20 protein-coding genes are annotated in these 17,073 nt (G+C 67.7%); 10 read left to right on the plus strand and 10 right to left on the minus strand.

Annotation, left to right across the window (positions count from 1 at the left end; genetic code table 11):
* Nucleotides 1-132 precede the first annotated feature (132 nt).
* The 3 genes from CHC02_RS21755 to CHC02_RS30265 all read left to right on the plus strand — a co-directional run bounded on the left by CHC02_RS21755 (nucleotide 133) and on the right by CHC02_RS30265 (nucleotide 2,058).
* A complete protein-coding gene (locus tag CHC02_RS21755; RefSeq protein WP_089393488.1) occupies nucleotides 133-1,173 on the plus strand; it encodes a hypothetical protein in 1,041 nt (346 codons plus the stop codon).
* Between the two features lie 388 nt (nucleotides 1,174-1,561).
* Nucleotides 1,562-1,912, plus strand: a complete 351-nt coding sequence (locus tag CHC02_RS21760) for a hypothetical protein (protein WP_089393489.1) — start codon at nucleotides 1,562-1,564, stop codon at nucleotides 1,910-1,912.
* 8 nt (nucleotides 1,913-1,920) lie between these two features.
* Entirely contained in the window at nucleotides 1,921-2,058 is a 138-nt protein-coding gene (locus CHC02_RS30265) for a hypothetical protein (RefSeq protein WP_167364791.1), read from the plus strand.
* Nucleotides 2,059-2,068: 10 nt separating this feature from the next.
* Here the strand turns inward: CHC02_RS30265 and flgN are convergent, their stop codons facing one another.
* The 9 genes from flgN to CHC02_RS21805 form a co-directional block, all read right to left on the minus strand.
* Nucleotides 2,069-2,509 (minus strand): flagellar export chaperone FlgN, encoded by a 441-nt coding sequence (flgN, locus tag CHC02_RS21765; RefSeq protein ID WP_089393490.1) that lies wholly within the window; start codon nucleotides 2,507-2,509, stop codon nucleotides 2,069-2,071.
* Entirely contained in the window at nucleotides 2,506-2,787 is a 282-nt protein-coding gene (flgM, locus tag CHC02_RS21770) for a flagellar biosynthesis anti-sigma factor FlgM (protein WP_089393491.1), read from the minus strand. Before flgM ends, flgN begins: the two co-directional genes overlap by 4 nt.
* Before the next feature lie 70 nt (nucleotides 2,788-2,857).
* Nucleotides 2,858-3,283: a flagellar FliJ family protein gene (locus CHC02_RS21775; RefSeq protein ID WP_089393492.1), complete on the minus strand. Its 426-nt coding sequence runs from the start codon at nucleotides 3,281-3,283 to the stop codon at nucleotides 2,858-2,860.
* On the minus strand, nucleotides 3,280-4,614 hold the full coding sequence (gene fliI / locus CHC02_RS21780) for a flagellar protein export ATPase FliI (protein ID WP_089393493.1): 1,335 nt from the start codon (nucleotides 4,612-4,614) through the stop codon (nucleotides 3,280-3,282). The genes CHC02_RS21775 and fliI overlap by 4 nt, the downstream gene beginning before the upstream one ends.
* Nucleotides 4,615-4,616: 2 nt before the next feature.
* Nucleotides 4,617-5,312, minus strand: a complete 696-nt coding sequence (gene fliH, locus CHC02_RS21785; RefSeq protein ID WP_089393494.1) for a flagellar assembly protein FliH — start codon at nucleotides 5,310-5,312, stop codon at nucleotides 4,617-4,619.
* 7 nt (nucleotides 5,313-5,319) lie between these two features.
* A complete protein-coding gene (locus tag CHC02_RS21790) occupies nucleotides 5,320-6,363 on the minus strand; it encodes a FliG C-terminal domain-containing protein (RefSeq protein ID WP_089393495.1) in 1,044 nt (347 codons plus the stop codon).
* Nucleotides 6,335-8,011, minus strand: coding sequence for a flagellar basal-body MS-ring/collar protein FliF (gene fliF, locus CHC02_RS21795; protein WP_089393496.1), 1,677 nt, complete (start codon nucleotides 8,009-8,011; stop codon nucleotides 6,335-6,337). The genes CHC02_RS21790 and fliF overlap by 29 nt, the downstream gene beginning before the upstream one ends.
* A 20-nt stretch (nucleotides 8,012-8,031) precedes the next feature.
* Nucleotides 8,032-8,364, minus strand: coding sequence for a flagellar hook-basal body complex protein FliE (gene fliE / locus CHC02_RS21800; protein ID WP_089393497.1), 333 nt, complete (start codon nucleotides 8,362-8,364; stop codon nucleotides 8,032-8,034).
* A 13-nt stretch (nucleotides 8,365-8,377) separates the two neighbouring features.
* Nucleotides 8,378-9,769, minus strand: a complete 1,392-nt coding sequence (locus CHC02_RS21805) for a sigma-54 dependent transcriptional regulator (RefSeq protein ID WP_089393498.1) — start codon at nucleotides 9,767-9,769, stop codon at nucleotides 8,378-8,380.
* 503 nt (nucleotides 9,770-10,272) lie between these two features.
* On the opposite strand from CHC02_RS21805, the gene CHC02_RS21810 reads away from it, so the two are divergent.
* From CHC02_RS21810 to CHC02_RS21840, 7 genes are read left to right on the plus strand one after another with little or no spacing between them, the layout of a single operon-like run.
* The gene (locus CHC02_RS21810; RefSeq protein WP_089393499.1) at nucleotides 10,273-11,112 is read left to right on the plus strand and encodes a FliM/FliN family flagellar motor C-terminal domain-containing protein; all 840 of its coding nucleotides are present in this window, start codon (nucleotides 10,273-10,275) and stop codon (nucleotides 11,110-11,112) included.
* The gene (locus tag CHC02_RS21815) at nucleotides 11,109-11,468 is read left to right on the plus strand and encodes a flagellar motor switch protein FliN (protein WP_089393500.1); all 360 of its coding nucleotides are present in this window, start codon (nucleotides 11,109-11,111) and stop codon (nucleotides 11,466-11,468) included. Before CHC02_RS21810 ends, CHC02_RS21815 begins: the two co-directional genes overlap by 4 nt.
* Nucleotides 11,465-12,220: a flagellar type III secretion system pore protein FliP gene (gene fliP / locus CHC02_RS21820; RefSeq protein WP_089393501.1), complete on the plus strand. Its 756-nt coding sequence runs from the start codon at nucleotides 11,465-11,467 to the stop codon at nucleotides 12,218-12,220. Before CHC02_RS21815 ends, fliP begins: the two co-directional genes overlap by 4 nt.
* A 7-nt stretch (nucleotides 12,221-12,227) precedes the next feature.
* Nucleotides 12,228-12,500, plus strand: coding sequence for a flagellar biosynthetic protein FliQ (locus CHC02_RS21825; RefSeq protein WP_089393502.1), 273 nt, complete (start codon nucleotides 12,228-12,230; stop codon nucleotides 12,498-12,500).
* Nucleotides 12,501-12,510: 10 nt separating this feature from the next.
* Entirely contained in the window at nucleotides 12,511-13,311 is an 801-nt protein-coding gene (fliR, locus tag CHC02_RS21830) for a flagellar biosynthetic protein FliR (RefSeq protein WP_089393503.1), read from the plus strand.
* A complete protein-coding gene (locus tag CHC02_RS21835; RefSeq protein ID WP_089393504.1) occupies nucleotides 13,304-14,446 on the plus strand; it encodes an EscU/YscU/HrcU family type III secretion system export apparatus switch protein in 1,143 nt (380 codons plus the stop codon). The genes fliR and CHC02_RS21835 overlap by 8 nt, the downstream gene beginning before the upstream one ends.
* Complete coding sequence (locus CHC02_RS21840) at nucleotides 14,443-16,539, plus strand: flagellar biosynthesis protein FlhA (protein WP_089393505.1); 2,097 nt, start codon at nucleotides 14,443-14,445, stop codon at nucleotides 16,537-16,539. The genes CHC02_RS21835 and CHC02_RS21840 overlap by 4 nt, the downstream gene beginning before the upstream one ends.
* Here CHC02_RS21840 and CHC02_RS21845 read toward each other — a convergent pair whose 3' ends face one another.
* The gene (locus CHC02_RS21845; RefSeq protein ID WP_089393506.1) at nucleotides 16,540-16,884 is read right to left on the minus strand and encodes a PilZ domain-containing protein; all 345 of its coding nucleotides are present in this window, start codon (nucleotides 16,882-16,884) and stop codon (nucleotides 16,540-16,542) included.
* Nucleotides 16,885-17,073: the final 189 nt, after the last annotated feature.

Raw genomic sequence — 17,073 nt, forward strand, 5'->3', positions numbered from 1 at the left:
ACACTCAACACCTCGGCCCATCGAAAAGAATTAATAGATTTCCAGGCGCGCCTCGCATGCTGGACGCTCACATCTTCGTTCATTAGCATCGTCGCCTAGCGCTTATCCCCGGATCAAGGACGATATTCTGTCATGTTCGACTTTCCCTCACTGCGTGCCGCCATCATGCTGGCCGTCCTCTCCGTGCTCAGTGGGTGCAACTTCAACGGCACTTATCCAGACGCCACCGAGCCGGATGCGGCCAAACTGCGCTTCATCAGCAACGTCGAAAACACGACCATGACATTGTTCGACGCCAAGCACTGCGAGGGTCAGAACACCGGACTGCTCAATAACCTATTCACGACGGACACCCGGAGGCGGGTCGACATGAGCATCGCGCCCCCGGCCAACACCAGGGGTTATCTGGAAATACGACTCAAGCCTGGCAACGAAGTCTTCGTGCAAACCAACACAGTTTCTACCGGTAGTGTCTGCACTGTCTATTTCAACTTTACGCCGCAAGCAAGTTCGGAGTACGAGGTGACCTTCGACTATGTCGGCAATCGTTGCCGGGCATCACTCGAACTCCTGCGCCAAGTTGGCAACAAGGTCGTGCGTTCGCCGCTCCCCATGATCAATCAGGGGTTGCCGGCCTGTGCAGGAAGTAATGCGCTCTTCCCGAAGCCCCTTCCGGCACAACCGGACACGCCCGAGCGCACAGCGATGATCGAGCGGGTCATCGCCGAGAGCATCATTCCGGAAATGCGACCATCCCCCCAGGCAGCGCCACCGGCCGACCAGGCGAAGGCGGTCGAGCGCATGATAGAAGAACGCAAGAAGCGCATAGGCTTCACGCTGCCTGACGCCTATTGGGATGAGTATCGCCGGAGTCTCAGTCTGTTCAGCGACGACGCCACACATCTCAAGGACCGCGCCCTGCAGCTTTACACGGATGAATATCGCGCACGACTGCGCCGGACCGAAACCGATGAGATTCGGAAACTGCTGCCCGATAGCGCTTCAGCCGATGAGTCCAGAGCCCTGGCAGTCAACAACTCGATGCTGCAGTTTTACTACCACGTAAAGAACCAGGTACTGAAGGAAAGCCTGAGCAACAACCTGGCGCGCTTGGCGGATCTGGACCGGCGCTACGCCGTTTGCGATCGCTATACCGAGTGCTGGAAGAACTGACGAAGGCTGGCATCGGCGCGATTCGGACACGTCGCTCTCCATGGATGGAGTTCGGCTACGCTACCCTGGCCGGAACCTACCTAGCCCTGCAGCGCGAAGACACTCGCCGAACACCCTCAAATGGGATCCATACGCTCCGCAGAGATACGACTATTGCTCGCCCATCTGCAGCTAGAAGACATATCAGGCATCAAGTATCGAAGTGGATGATGTTCTTCAGACTTATGCCTGATCTTGAACAGCACTGGCCCTGAGAGCCACTCTCGATAGAAAGCGGACATTTGGAGTGGAAGGACAAGTCGGTCCTGGCTCGGAATGAGATAGCCAATTGACGCCTATGCACCGCCTGGCAGGCTCGGCACCACTCAAACAAGGGAATTTGATAGTCATGCGAAACTTGCTGATAGCGGCAGGGATGATGATGGCAGGTATTGCGGCAGGCAAGGAAGAGGTCCGGTTCGGACCATACGACAAACTGCCCTGCGAGCTCTACGCGATGGAGGCAGGTCGCGCCATGTGGTTCAGACAGTACGGTGAACTCCCTCCCCCTCTCCATAGCAACCACGAAGTCCCCAGGGCTTTGGAAATATTCCTTGAAGGTGTAAAGCGTGACCCTGTACATGAAACAGAAGAACAAAAGCAGCTGAGCATCAACACTTTTAGCGGCAAGATCAAAGCTTTTTGTCTGCGCGACCTAGAGAAACGACTTCGCGCCGAGCAGGGCCTCAGTGAGGAGTAATACCCGGCGTGCTGATCATCGCGGCCGCCGTTAAAAATCGCGGGCTGAATATCGAGGCCAAAGCCAACCGGAGTAATGCTGGAGCCGACGAAACAGCTACGCTCTCGCACCCCACAGGCAAAAAACGGCGCCCGAAGGCGCCGTGAAAGGCAAACTTCAATACTCCGGCGAATACACCCCGTGCTCGCCCTGCCCCGCCAGCAGTTGGCCGATGATCTCGTTGTGCATCGCCAGCAGGCGGCCGTTGCGCTCGTTGAGCAGGCGGCATTCCTCGACCTGTTCGGCCAGTGCCTGCCAGTCGCGCTGCAGGATCTGGCGGCCGGCGCCGGGGAAGTGTTCGAGCAGGCGCTGCATGCCGGCGCGGCCGATGTCCAGGCCGAAGGCCTGGAGCACCCTGGCGCGGCGTTCGGCGCGTTGGCGGACGGATTCCACCAGTTCGCCGATGCGGGTGTTGCAGCGGGCGATGGCCTCGCTGTCGCGGGCCATCAGTTGGTCGTGCAGGTCCAGCAGCGCGGTGCGCAGGTACAGGTAGTCCACGCGGTCGAGGCGGATGTCGGCCTCGATCAGTTGCAGCAGGCGGGCGCGTCTTTCGCTCATGCACCGCCGCCGTGGAAGTCGAGCATGCTGCGCGACAGCGCCTCGGGGTCGAGGGAGACCTCGCCGCGGGCCAGGGCGTCGCGGATCGCGGCGACCTTGTCCAGGTCCACTTCCGGCAGCGCGCCCAGGGCTTCCTGGACCTGCTCCAGCGGCAGCGCGCCGCTGGCGGCCGGCGCCTGGGCGGCGGGGCGGGCCGCTTCCTCGCGCTGGCTGCGCTGGGGCGCGGCGCTCTGCACGGGGGCGCCGATGACGGGCTTGAGTTGCCGGGTGATTTCCATGTTCGCGTCCAGAAAAAAGGTGTCTACCGAGCCTCAGGCGACCGGCTCGGCGAAGAACTTAAATCCTGCCTCATGCGCCCTGGCTCCGCCACCAGGTCTGCGCCGCCAGGCCGTCCTGGATCTTCTGCTCCTGGCGCGCCAGTTGCGCCTGCCATTGTTCCAGGCGCGATTCGATGACGTGCTCCAGCACCTTCTCGCCGCGCATGGCCTGCAGCAGCTCGCCCTGGATGCGCTCCAGCGCCTGCTCGGCCACCTCCAGCTCGCGCTTCTGCAGCGCCAGCATCCTGAACAGCGTGGCCTTGTACTGCTGCTGGTTGCCGCGCTGCAGCGACGTGCTGGTGGGCACCACGAAGCCGCACAGGCGCGTCAGGCCGGTGATGTTGTTGCGGTAGCGCTGGCACAGGCCACGCTGGTAGTTCACCCGGCCGAGCATCTCGCGCACGCGGTTGTGCCGCACGCTGGCCAGGCGGCGCAGGGTGTCGATCTGCTCCTTCATTGCCGCAGCACCTGTTGCAGGGTTTCCAGGCTGGCCGCCAGGTCCGCGCCTTCGTTGACCTCCTGGCGCAGGAAGCGCTCCAGCGCCGGGGCCAGTTGCACCGCGCGGTCGGTGCGGGCGTCCAGGCCGGCGGTGTAGCCGCCCAGGGGGATGAGTTCGCGGATCTTCTCGTAGCTGCCGTGCAGTTCCTTGAACTGCCGCGCCGCGCGCAGGTGCGCCGGCTCGCCCACCTGGGCCATGCAGCGGCTCACCGAGGCGCCGATGTCGATGGCCGGGTAGTGGCCGACGTCGGCCAGCCGGCGCGACAGCACGATGTGGCCGTCGAGGATGGCCCGCGCGCTGTCGGCGATCGGGTCCTGCTGGTCGTCGCCTTCGGCCAGTACCGTGTACAGCGCACTCAGGCTGCCGCTGCCGGCCACGCCATTGCCGGCGCTTTCCACCAGTTCCGGGAGCATGCCGAACACCGACGGCGGGTAGCCCTTGGTCGCCGGCGGCTCGCCCAGGGCCAGGGCGATCTCGCGCTGGGCCATGGCGTAGCGCGTCAGCGAGTCCACCAGCAGCAGCACGTCGCGGCCCTGGTCGCGGAAGTAGGCGGCGATGCCGTGGCACAGCTCGGTGGCCTTCAGGCGCATCAGCGGCGACTCGTTGGCCGGCGCCACCACTACCACGGCCTTGCGCCGGCCTTCCTCGCCGAGGGAGTGCTGGATGAACTCCTGCACCTCGCGGCCGCGCTCGCCGATCAGCCCGACCACCACCACCTCGGCCTTGGTCTGCCGGGTGATCATGCCCAGCAGCACGCTCTTGCCCACCCCGCTGCCGGCGAACAGGCCGACGCGCTGGCCCTTGCCGAGGGTCAGCAGGGCGTTGATGGCGCGCACGCCGACGTCCAGCGCCTCGGTCACCGGGCGGCGCTTGAGCGGGTTGACGCTGGGCAGCTGCGCCGAGAGCGCATCGCGCCCGCCCAGGCGGCCGCGCTCGTCCAGCGGCTCGCCGAGGCCGTTGACCACCCGCCCCAGCCAGGACTCGTCGATGCGCAGGGCGGCCTGTTCCTCGGCCGGGAACACCCGCGAGCCGGCGGCCAGGCCCACCGGTTTCTTGAACGGCATCAGGTAGGTGGTGTCGCGGTTGAAGCCGACCACCTGTGCATCCAGCAGGCTGCCGTCGGCCTGTTCGACCAGGCAGCGCTGGCCGGTGGCGCGGCGGCAGCCGAGGCTTTCCAGCAGCATGCCGGAAACCCGCACCAGGCGCCCGCTGACCTTGGCCAGCTGGACCGAATCCAGCGAGCGCAGGGCCTGGTCGAAGTCCAGGCTGAAGCTTTCGCCCAGGGCCATCGTCAGTCGTCGCCCAGCAGGTGTTCGCCGAGCACCTGCATGCAGCTGTCCAGGCGCTGCTGGCAGCCGATGTCGGTTTCTTCCTCGGCGGTGAGCAGGCGGCATTCGCCCATGGCCAGGCGTTCGTCGGGCACCAGGCGCCAGGCGGCGGCGCGCTCGGGGGCCAGTTCGCGGATGCGCGCGCACTCCTCGGGATTGAGCTGCAGCTGCACGCTGTCCGGCTGTTCCGGCATGGCCGCCAGGGCCTCGTCGGCCAGGCTCAGCAGCTGCGTGGGGTGCAGCGTCAGCTCGCAGCGGATGACCTGCCGGGCCACCTTCTGCACCAGTTCCAGCAATTGCTCGCGGCGCTGCGCCTCGAAGGTTTCGGCGAAGCGGCGGAACTCCCCGCACAGCCGGTCCAGCGGCTGGGCGGCGGTCTCGAAGACGCGGCGCCCCTCCTCGCGGCCTTCCTCGCGCCCCAGGCGCAGGCCCTCCTGGCGGCCCTGGCGCAGGCCCTCGTCGTGGCCGGCCTCGCGGCCCTGCTCCAGGCCCTCGCGGTAGCCCTTGTCGCTGCCCTGCTGGTAGCCCTCGGCCACGGCCTTCTGCAGCTCGGCGGGGTCGCCGCCGTGCCATTGCTCCTGCAACGCCCCGCTGCAGCGCGGCGGGAAGCGGTACGGCCGCCAGTCGCGGGCGCCGCCGCGGATCACCTTGACCGTCATGGCTTCCTCACTCCACCGTCTGTTCGCGGAACAGCTGCAGCTGGATCTCGCCTTCGGCGGCCAGCTCGCGGACCATCGCCATGATGTCGCGGCGCACCTGCTCGACGCGGCTCAGCGGCACCGGGCCCTGGCGGCGCTTGATGGCGTCCATCTGCTGCGCCTGGCGCTTGGGCATGGCACCCTGGATGGCCTTGACCAGCGCCGGTTCCGCGCCCTTGAGCGCCACCACCCACTCTTCCAGGGGGATGGCCTCGAGCAGCGCCTGCAGGGTGTCCTGGCTCTGCCGGGAGAGGATGAAGAAGTCGTACATCTCTTCCTCGATGCGCTCCACCAGGCCGGAGTCGTGGCCGCGCAGCAGCTCGAACATCTGGTTCCGGTCGCCCTTGAAGCGGTTCATGATGTCCGCCGCCTGCTTGATGCCGCGCACCTGCGAGCCCTGGGTGGAGAGCACCGCCAGGCTGCGGTCGATCAGCTGTTCCAGCTCGGCGATGACCTCGCTGCTGACCTCGCTGAGGTTGGCGATGCGGTACAGCAGCTCGTCCTGGCGCTCGGCCGGCAGGCACTCCAGCACCTGGCTGGCCATGGACGGCGGCAGGAAGGCGAGGAACACCGCCTGCATCTGCGCGTGCTCGTTGGCGATGAGCGCGGCGAACTGCTTGGGGTCCAGCCATTCCAGGCGGGCCATCTTGGCGCGGATTTCCTCGCCGTAGATGCTGTCCAGCAGGCTGCGGGTGATGTCGCTGCCCAGGGCCTTGCCGAGCATGCCGGCGAGGTAGCCGCGGGAGGCACCCTTGATGCTGCTCTGCTCCTTGTAGTCCTCGAAGAAGCGGCCGATCACATCCGACACCATGGGCAGCTTGACGTTGTTCAGCCGCGCCATGGCCTGGCTGATGCTGATGATCTCCTCGCGGGAGAAGTGCCGCAGCACCCCGGCCGAGGTCTCGTCGCCCATGCTCAGCATGAGGATCGCCGCCTGCTCCATGGAGCTCATGACGCGCCGGCGCACCGGCACGCGTGCTTCGTCAGCCGACGGGGTTGAGGTCTCGCTCATTGCGCCCTATCCATTGCTTGATCACTTCGGAGACCCGCTCGGGATCGTTCTTGGCCAGCATCTGCAGGTGCTCGATCTGGTGCTCCAGGCCCGAGCCCGGCGCCGGCAGGCGGATTTCCGAGAGCGGGTTGAGTTCGCTGAACAGGCCCAGGGCGCGCGGCGCATCGCCGACCCGCGCCAGCAGGCGTTCGCCGTGCTCGTTGGCCAGCAGGGTGCCCGCGCCCTCCTCGCCCCCGGCCGGCGCCGGCTTGCGCTGGGTCAGGCTGCGCACCGCGGGGCGCACCACCAGCAGCAGCAACAGCAGGCTGACCAGGGTGAACACGCCCAGGCGCACCCAGCCCTGCAGCTGGGCGTCGTCCCACCAGCGCGCCGGCTCGTCCAGCGGCGCGGCGGCGACGAAGGGCAGCACGCCGAGCGACAGGCTGTCGCCGCGCGCGGCGTTGAAGCCCACGGCGTTCTTCACCGCCTGCTCCAGCTGCTTGCGGGTTTCCTCGCTCCAGCCACCCTCGGGGGCGGCGGCGGCGTTGATCATCACCGCCACGCTCTGCTGGCGCAGGTTGAAGGGCGCGTGCCTGACGTGGGTGATGTCCTGGTCGTAGTCGAGCTGGCGGTTGGACTCCTTGCGCTGCGAGGTGGCCGCCTTGTCCTGGCTGCCCTGGGCCTGCGGGGCCTGGGCGTTGTTCGCGCCCGGCTGCGGCTCCGGCGGCTTGGCCGGGGCGCGGTTGCTCAGCGAGCCGGGCACGCCCAGGGCCAGTTCGTCCACGGTGCTGTCGTCGCGCAGGGTCTCGCGGCGCAGGCGCGGCGTATCGCCGTAGCGCTGCAGGGTCTCTTCCTTCTGGCTGAAGTCGATGTCGGCGGCCACGCTGACGCGGTAGTTGCCCGGCCCGACGATGGGCGCCAGCACCTGCTCGACGTTGGCCACCGCCTTCTGCTGGAAGTCGTCCACCAGTTGGCCGTTCTGCTGCGCCCCGCCCCAGGCGGCGAGCCCGCGGGAGAGCAGCACGCCGTGCTGGTCGACCACGCTGACGTTCTCCGGCTGCAGCTGCGGCACGCTGTTGGCCACCAGGTTGACCACCGCCGCCACCTGCTCGGGCTTGAGCCGGCTGCCGGGGGCCAGTTGCAGCATCACCGAGGCCTTGGCCGGCTCGCGCTGGCTGACCACGAAGGAACTCTGCTGGTCGATGGCCAGGTGCACGCGGGCCTGCTGCACTCCTTCCATGGCCATCACGGTGCGCGCCAGCTCGCCTTCCAGGCTGCGCTTCAGGCGCACATCCTGGACGAACTGGCTGGTGCCCAGCGGCTCGTCCTTGTCGAACAGCTCGTAGCCGGCCGGCACCGCGACCTTCACGCCCTTGGCCGCCAGCAGCATGCGCGCCCGCGCCAACTGGTCGTCGCGCACCAGCACCTGGCCGCTCTGCGGGTGCAGGCGGTAGGCGATGCTGTCGGCGTCCAGCACCTGCATCACCTCGGCCGCCGGGTAGGCCTCGCCGGCGCCGTACAGCGGGTGGAAGGCGCCCTGGTCGCGCCACAGGTACCAGGTGCTGCCCAGGGCCAGCAGCGCGGCGGCGCCGGCCAGGCCCAGCAGGCTCAGGCGCGGGTCCAGGCGCAGCTTGTCCAGGGGCAGGCGGTTCTTGATCTTGTGCAGCACGGTTCAGCCCTTGTGCGCCGTCACAGCGGCATGTTCATGACTTGGTCGAAGGCGGTGGCGAGCTTGTTGCGCACCTGCAGCAGCGCGCTGAAGGACACGCTGGCCTGCTGGCTCTGGACCATGGCGCCGGCCAGGTCGTCGCTGCGCCCGCTGTCCACCGCGGCCATGGCCTGGCTGGCCTGGTGCTGCTGGGCGTCGACGGCGCGCAGGGCGTCCTCGAAGGCGTTGCCGAAGCCGGGCTCGGCGGCGCCGCCGGGCGCCGGGCTGGCCGGGCGGATGGGCGCGGCCGACAGCTCGCGCAACTGCTGCATCTGCCCGAGCATCTCGCTGCGGGCCTGCTCGATGGGGTTCATGGCGACTCTCGCGTCAGAAGGACAGGTTCACGCCCTGCTCGCGCATGGCGTTGAGGCGGTAGCGCAGGGCGCGGGGGGTCATGCCGAGGCTTTCCGCGGCCTTGGTCTTGTGCCCGCCGAAGCGGCGGATGGTGTCGATCACGTGCTGGTACTCGGCCCACTTGCCGCTGGCGCGCAGGGCCGCCTTGCCGCCCTCGCCCGGCAGCGGCGGGGTCGCCGGCACGCTCACTGCCTGCTCGGCCGGCGGCGCCAGGCCCAGGTCGCGCGGCTGGATGAACAGCCCGGCGCGCAGCACCAGGGCGCGCTGGATGACGTTCTCCAGCTCGCGCACGTTGCCCGGCCAGTCGTGGGCCAGCAGGGCCTGCCGGGCCGCCTCGGTGAGCAGCTCGGCATGGCGCTCCTGGGGCGCGTACTGGCCGATGAAGCGCTGCGCCAGGGGCAGGATGTCGTCCTTGCGCTCGCGCAGCGGGCTGATGTGCAGCGGCAGCACGTCGAGGCGGAACATCAGGTCGGCGCGGAAGCGGCCGGCGCTGACTTCTTCCTGCAGGTCGCGGTTGGTGGCGGCGATGATGCGCACGTTCAGGCGGATCTCGCGCTGCCCGCCCAGGCGCTCCACGCGCTGTTCCTGCAGCACGCGCAGCAGCTTGGCCTGCAGGCCCAGGGGCAGTTCGCCGATCTCGTCCAGCAGCAGGGTGCCGCCGTTGGCCTGCTCGAACTTGCCCGGCTGGGCGCTGACCGCGCCGGTGAAGGCGCCGCGCTCATGGCCGAAGAGGATGGATTCGAGCATCTGCTCGGGGATGGCGGCGCAGTTCACCGCCACGAAGGGCGCCTGCGGCTCGGCGGAGAAGCGGTGGATGTAGCGCGCCATCAGCTCCTTGCCGGTGCCGGTCTCGCCGCTGATGAGGATGGGCGCGCGGGTCTGCGCCACGCGCTGGGCCAGGGCCAGCAGGCGGCGCCCGGCGCGCGACTGCGAGACGAAGCCCTCGCCGGCCACCGCCGCCTGCTCCTGGCGGTGCAGCAGCGCGGCCAGCTGGCTCTCGCTGAAGGGCGCCAGCAGGTAGTCGATGCAGCCCATTTCCAGCAGTTGGGCGGCCATTTCCTGGTCGGCGTATTCCACCACCGGCACCAGGCTCAGCTGCGGCACGCGCTGCAGCAGCTCGCCGATCTGCGGGAAGCTGCGCTGTGGGCGGCGCTCGGCGAAGACGAAGACCGGGCCGCAGGCCGCTAGGTCGACGCCGTCCAGCCCGGCCGCGCTCTTCACCCGCAGCACGCGCCGGCCCAGGCGCGCCAGGCCGTCATTGAGCAGGTCCAGGCCGATCTCGCCGGCGCCGCCGACGATCACCACCTGCTGCTCCGCCAGGCTTGCTTCTTCATTGCAACTGGCCAATTGACTGAACTGTTTCAATGCAACTTTCCTGCGTCTGGGCCGCCCACGGGACAGCACTCGGTTATTCCATCCAAGCCATGGCGGCGATGAACTTTCATTTGCCGGCAGGCAGTGGCCGTATGAACTTCCGGCCGCTATAGGAAGGAATGACCGAACACCTTCCCTTTTATTACGAAGGGGGCTTTAAGGAATGGCTTTTTCCTGTCGCCCTTCAACTGTGCGAGGGAACTTTTCCAGCAGAACCCCGTCACAGGCGCAACGTTAACCAGATCACACGCAGACCACCGAGTCAGTTTTCGTCAAATCCGCTCAGGCGCCCGGAAATGACGATCAAAAACATCATTTGATATCTATTGATTTAACCGCAAGCCCCCGCCTCCCTAGACTCCCGCCCCATCTGCAGGCTCTGCTGCGCGTAAAACCCGCGCCAGCGGCGAGCGCCCCAGGTTCGCCCCGCGCCGCCCCCGGCCGCGCCCCGGCGAACGCCTTCGCAGCCCCACTTCCGGAAGTCGACCCAACCCATGACTGGCCAATCCAAAGTCCACCACGGCGTGCCCTCGGAAAGACTCGTGCGCCTGCAGCCGCACAAGTTGGGCCGGCATTACCACAGGGTTCCGCAATATATTCGCGAGATCGCCCACAAGCATCCGCGCATCATCAGCGATTATTTCCTGCGCAGTTACCGCATCAACCTGGAACTGCAGAAAGTCGAGGTCCAGGAAAGTGCGCCGCGGCCGGCCGAATGCATCTTCCGCTGCCCCTTCGGCAAGGTCGGTTTCGCCATCGACCGCCCGCTGCTGACCGAGGCCCTGGAGTGCTACTACGGGGGCACCTCGCTGCCCAGCCACGACACCCCGCCCATCAGCACCTCCGAGCAGCGCATGCGCAAGCGCCTGGGGGTGGACGTGACCCAGCTGTTCGCCCGCTCGCTGCTGCTGGGCGACACCTTCGGCGAGCTGACCCCCCACGACAACGACTACGAGCTGGCGAGCTGGGAGTACGTGGCCGAGTTCCACTTCCTCAGCCACATCACCGGCAGCCAGGCCTCGCTGTTCATCTACCTGGACGCCGAACTGGCCGACGCCCTCACCACCCGCCTGGCCGGCCCGCCGCCGGCGCGCCTGAACGGCAGCCCGGCGCAGCACCTGGTGCACCTGCCGGTGCGCCTGGACTGCGTCATCGCCGCCCTGCAGCTACCGCTGGCCCAGGCGCTGGAGTTGCGCCCCGGCGACATCCTGCCGGTGCGCCTGCTGGAGCGCTGCGAGGTGCAGGTGAACCAGCAGAAACTCTTCCGCGGCACCCTCTTCGAAGAAGACGGCGGCCTCTTCCTGACCTCCCTCGAGAGCGTGAAAAGCCCATGAGCCAAGTCACCGACAGCGAACTGGACAACCTCCTCAACGACGCCGGCCTGGCCCTCGACGAGGCCGCCCCGGCCGCCGCCCAGGACAATCCGACGCCGCGCCAGGACCTGAGCTTCTTCGGCAAGATCCCGGTGAACCTGACACTGGAAGTGGCCTCCACCGAGATTTCCCTGAAGGAGCTGATGGAAGTCGACGCCTCCAGCGTCATCGTCCTCGACAAGCTGGCCGGCGAGCCGCTGGACCTGAAGGTCAACGGCGCCCTGTTCGCCAAGGCCGAGGTGGTGGTGATGAACGGCAACTACGGCCTGCGCGTGCTGGAGCTGTGCGGCGCCGGCCTGGACGACCTGGCCCGATGAGGCGCGCGCGGCACTGGCTGGCCCTGGGCCTGGCGCTGGCCGGCATGCTGCCCGGCGTGGTGCTGGCCGCCGGCGGCGAGATTTCCCTGCTGAGCCTGAACGACACCGGCCACGGCCAGGAACTGAGCGTGAAGCTGCAGATCCTGGTGGTGATGACGCTGCTCGGGCTACTGCCGGCCATGCTGCTGATGATGACCTGCTTCACCCGCTTCATCATCGTGCTGGCCATCCTGCGCCAGGCCATGGGCCTGCAGCAGAGCCCGCCGAACAACGTGCTGGTGGGCATCGCCCTGTGCATGACGCTGCTGGTCATGCGCCCGGTGTGGAAGGAGGTCTACACCGAGGCCTACGAGCCCTTCCAGCGCGATGCCATCACCCTGGAGGAAGGCCTGGGCAAGGCCAAGGCCAGCCTCAGCCGCTTCATGCTCGCGCAGACCGGCAAGACCTCCCTGGACACCCTGCTGGCCCTGGCCGGCGAGAAGATGCCGGCGGACAAGGCCGAGCTGGACTTCTCCCTGCTGCTGCCGGCCTACGTGCTCAGCGAGCTGAAGACCGCCTTCCAGCTCGGCTTCATGATCTTCGTGCCCTTCCTGGTCATCGACCTGGTGGTGGCCAGCGTGCTCATGGCCATGGGCATGATGATGCTCTCGCCGATGATGATCTCGCTGCCGTTCAAGCTCATGGTGTTCGTCCTGGTCGATGGCTGGGCGCTGCTGATGGGCACTCTCACCTCCAGCATCCAGCCGTTCTGAGGCCGCCATGCTCACCCCGGAATACGCCGTCGAGATCATCGCCAACGCCGTGCACATCACCGCCGTCGTGGTCTGCGTGCTGGTCGTGCCGAGCCTGCTCGGCGGCCTGCTGGTGAGCATCTTCCAGGCCGCCACGCAGATCAACGAACAGATGCTCAGCTTCCTGCCGCGGCTGCTCATCACCCTGGGCATGCTGGTGTTCGCCGGGCACTGGATACTGCGCACGCTCAGCGACCTGTTCATCGAGACCTTCCGCCAGGCCGGGCACCTGGTCGGCTAGGCCCGCAACGATGCACGCCGACGCGTCCCTGCTGCAGGCCAGCCAGTACCTGCAGGACCTGCAGCGCTACTGGTGGCCGTTCTGCCGGATCATGGCCATGCTCGCCATGGCGCCGCTGCTCAACCACCGTTCGCTGCCGCGCCAGGTGCGCATCCTCCTGGCCATGGGCCTGACCCTCGCGCTGGCCGGCGCCCTGCCCCGCCCGCCGGCCATCCAGGCGCTTTCCGCCGAGGGCCTGCTGGCGGCGCTGGAGCAGATCGCCGTGGGTGCCGTGCTGGGCCTTGCGCTGCAGCTGGTGTTCGTGATCTTCAGCCTGGTGGGCGAAGTGGTGTCCACCCAGATGGGCATGGCCATGGCGCGCTACAACGACCCGGTGAACGGCGTGTCCTCGTCCTCGGTGGTCGGCCAGCTGTACTTCCTGTTGCTGGCCCTGCTGTTCCTCGCCAGCGACGGCCACCTGCTGGTGGTCAGCGTGCTCTACCAGAGCTTTCACTACTGGCCGGTGGGCGGCGGCCTGGCCTACGCCGGCTTCGCCACCCTGGCCTACGCCCTGGCCTGGGTGTTCTCCGCCGCCACCCTGATCAGCCTGCCGCTGGCCTTCTGCATGTTCCTCGTGCAGTTCTGCTTCGGCCTGCTCAACCGCATCTCGGCGGCGATGAACCTGTTTTCCCTGGGCTTCCCCATGGCCATCCTCACCGGGCTGGCGTGCATCCGCCTGACCCTGCCGGACCTGCCCGACACCTACCTGCAGCTCACCCGCGCGCTGCTGGACAACCTCGGCCAGCTGCTGCGAGGCGCCAGCCATGGCTGAACAGGGCGGCTCCCAGGAAAAGACCGAAGAGGCCAGCGAGCACAAGCTGCGCCAGAGCCGGCAGAAGGGCCAGGTGCCGCGCTCCAGGGACCTGGCCGGCACCGTGGCGCTGCTGTGCACCCTGCTGGTGCTCAAGGCCTGCGTCGGGCGCTTCTTCGACGGCCTGGCCGAAAGCTTCCGCTTCGCCTACCTGGACCTGAACCGCAGCGAGGTGGGCCTGGACGACTTGGCGCTGATCCTCGGCCAGCACATCTGGCTGATGGTCCAGCTGCTGCTGCCGCTGCTGCTCACCCCGCTGCTGGTGGTGGCCTTCGGCATGGTGCCCGGCGGCTGGATCTTCGCCTCGGCCAACCTGGCCTTCAAGGCCGGCAAGCTCAACCCCATCGCCGGCCTTGCGCGGATGTTCTCGATGCAGAACCTCACCGAGCTGCTCAAGTCGCTGCTGAAGATGGCGGTGCTGCTGGGCGTGGCCTGGTACCTGCTGCTGGACGCCCTGCCGCAGCTGATCGCACTGCAGCGCAGCGACATCCGCAGCGCCATCGGCGGCGCCCTGGGCCTGCTGTTCGACACCCTGGTCGGCCTGCTGGCGGTGTTCGTGTTCTTCTCGCTGCTGGACATCCCGCTGCAGCGCTTCCTGTTCCGCAAGCGCATGCGCATGACCAAGCAGGAGCGCCGCGAGGAGCACAAGAACCAGGAAGGCCGCCCGGAAGTGAAGGCACGCATCCGCCAGGTGCAGCGGCAGATGCTGCAGCGCCAGATCAACCGCGTGCTGCCCAGGGCCGACGTGGTGCTGACCAACCCGACGCACTTCGCCGTGGCCCTCAAGTACGACCCGAAGAAGGCCCAGGCCCCCTACGTGCTGGCCCGCGGCATGGACGAGATGGCCCTGTACATCCGCCAGATGGCCGCCAAACACGACCTGGAAGTGCTGGAGGTGCCGCCGCTGACCCGCGCCATCTACTTCAGCACCCAGGTCAACCAGCAGATCCCGGCCGGGCTCTACACCGCCGTGGCCCACGTCCTCACCTACATCCTGCAGCTGCGCGCCTACCGCCAGGGGCGCCGGCTGCGCAAGCCGGAACTGGCCAAGAACCTCCCCATCCCCGACAGCCTGGCAAGCAGAGGCCAACCATGAACTTCCTCGAGCAGCTCCTGCCGACACTGCGCAGCGGGCGGATCGGCATCCCGCTGGTCATCCTCTCCATCCTCGCGATGATCATCCTGCCGCTGCCGCCGCTGCTGCTGGACGTGCTCTTCACCTTCAACATCGGCATCGCCCTGCTGGTGCTGATGGTCAGCGTGTCCTCGCGCAGCCCGCTGGACTTCTCGCTGCTGCCCACGGTGGTGCTGGTCACCACCCTGCTGCGGCTGTCGCTGAACGTCGCCTCCTCGCGGGTGGTGCTGCTCGACGGCCACACCGGCTCTGCGGCGGCCGGCAAGGTGATCGAGGCCTTCGGCCACGTGGTCATCGGCGGCAACTTCATCGTCGGCCTGATCGTCTTCGTGATCCTCACCATCATCAACTTCATGGTGATCACCAAGGGCGGCGAGCGCATCTCCGAGGTCACCGCGCGCTTCACCCTGGACGCCCTGCCGGGCAAGCAGATGTCCATCGACGCCGACCTCAACGCCGGCCTGATCGACCAGGCCGAGGCCAAGCGCCGGCGCGCCGAGGTGTCCAAGGAAGCCGACTTCTACGGGGCCATGGACGGCGCCAGCAAGTTCGTCCGCGGCGACGCCATCGCCGGCATCCTGATCCTGCTGATCAACCTGTTCGGCGGCGTGGCCATCGGCGTGTTCGTCTACGCCATGGCCGGCGCCGACGCCTTCCGCCAGTACGCCCTGCTGACCATCGGCGACGGCCTGGCGGCGCAGATCCCGGCGCTGCTGCTGTCCACCGCCGCGGCCATCATCATCACGCGGGTCAACGAGTCGGCGGAGATCACCGCGCTGGTGCGCCGGCAGATGCTCGCCTCGCCCTCGCTGCTGTACACGGTGGCGGGCATCGTCACGGTACTGGCGATCGTCCCCGGCATGCCGCACCTGGCCTTCTTCGGCTTCGCCGCGCTGATCGCCTTCGTCGCCTGGCGCGTGTCCCTGGCCGAGCCGCCGGGCGAGGCGCAGAGCCTGGAGCAGGCCGAGGCCATCGGCAAGGCCATGGACCAGGAGCGTGCCCAGCAGCTGGGCTGGGAAGACATCCCGCTGGTGGAGCGGCTGTCCATCTCCCTGGGCTACAAGCTGGTCGGGCTGGTCAACGAGGCCGGCGGCGCGCCCCTGGTGCAGCGGGTGCGCGGGGTGCGCCAGACGCTGTCGGAGAGCCTGGGCTTCCTGCTGCCGGAAATCCACATCCGCGACAGCCTGCGGCTGAAGGCCTCGCAGTACGCCATCCACATCAGCGGCGAGCGCATCGACGGTGCCGAGCTGCACGCCGACCGCCTGATGGCCATCCCCTCGGCGGAAACCTACGGCGAGGTCGACGGCATCCTCGGCCACGACCCGGCCTACCAGATGCCGGTGGTGTGGATCCGCCCGGAGGACAAGCCGCGCGCGCTCAACCTCGGCTACCAGGTGATCGACTGCGCCAGCGTCATCGCCACCCACCTGAACAAGGTGATCCGCGAGCACCTGCCGGACATCTTCAAGCACGACGACGTCGAGCACCTGATGCAGCGCCTGGCGGCCCAGGCGCCCAAGCTCGCCGAGCACCTGCGCGCGCAGCTGAGCTTCAGCCTGCAGCACCGCGTATACCGCCAATTGCTGCAGGAACAGGTGCCGCTGCGCGACATGGTGAGCATCGCCACCACCCTGGTGGAAGCCGCCGAGACCACCAAGGACCCGCTGCTGCTGGCCTCGGACGTGCGCTACGCGCTGCGCCGCAGCATCGTCTCGGGCATCGCCGGGGAGCGCGGCGAGCTGTCGGTGTTCATCCTCGACAACAACCTGGAGAACACCCTGCTCAGCGCCCTGGCCATCGCCCAGCAGGCCGGCCCGGTGAGCCTGGACAACATCCCGGTGGAGCCCAACCTGCTCAACCAGCTGCAGAACACCATGCCGGTGGTGAAGGAAAAGCTGCGCAAGGAAGGCCACCCGCCGATCCTCACCGTGATGCCGCAGCTGCGCCCGCTGCTCGCGCGTTATGCAAGAGTCTTCAGCCCGGGGCTGCACGTACTGTCGCAGAACGAGATCCCCGAGCGGGTGGCGGTGAACGTCCTGGGCACCCTCGGCTGATCAGCCGGGCGTCGCGCTGCGGCGCCCGGCGCGCAGCTCGGCCATCAGCGCGTGGAAGGAAACCGACGGCTGCTCCAGCGCCAGGCCGGCCTCGTACTGGCCGGTCTGGGCATTCTCCCCCGACCACACGCAACGCACCTTCACCTCGGCCTCGCGCAGGCGGTCCTCGCGGTCACGCATGCGCAGGCGCAGGTCGTGCAGGCTGTCCGGCGCCAGCAGCAGGTCGCAGCGAATCTTCAGGCCGCTTTCGGAGAGGTCGGCGACATAGCCGAGCAGCTTGCCGCCGGCGTCTAGCACGCGAATGCGGAACATGGAGCGGAATACGATACGGTTGTGCTGGCGCATGCCCGACCTCGTCGTGCGGGGGATTTGAAACCCAAAGCGACCGGGGCGCGGGAAACCTTAAGGCCTGCGTTGGAACTGTAGGAGCGAGCTTGCTCGCGAACAGCGGTGCCAAGCCTGGCTCCGGAGCAGGGCCGAAGTCCGTAACCCTCTCCCCAGCCCTCTCCCTGAAGGGAGAGGGCTGGGGAGAGG

The organism is Pseudomonas delhiensis, assembly GCF_900187975.1.
Taxonomy (GTDB): Bacteria; Pseudomonadota; Gammaproteobacteria; order Pseudomonadales; family Pseudomonadaceae; genus Pseudomonas; species Pseudomonas delhiensis.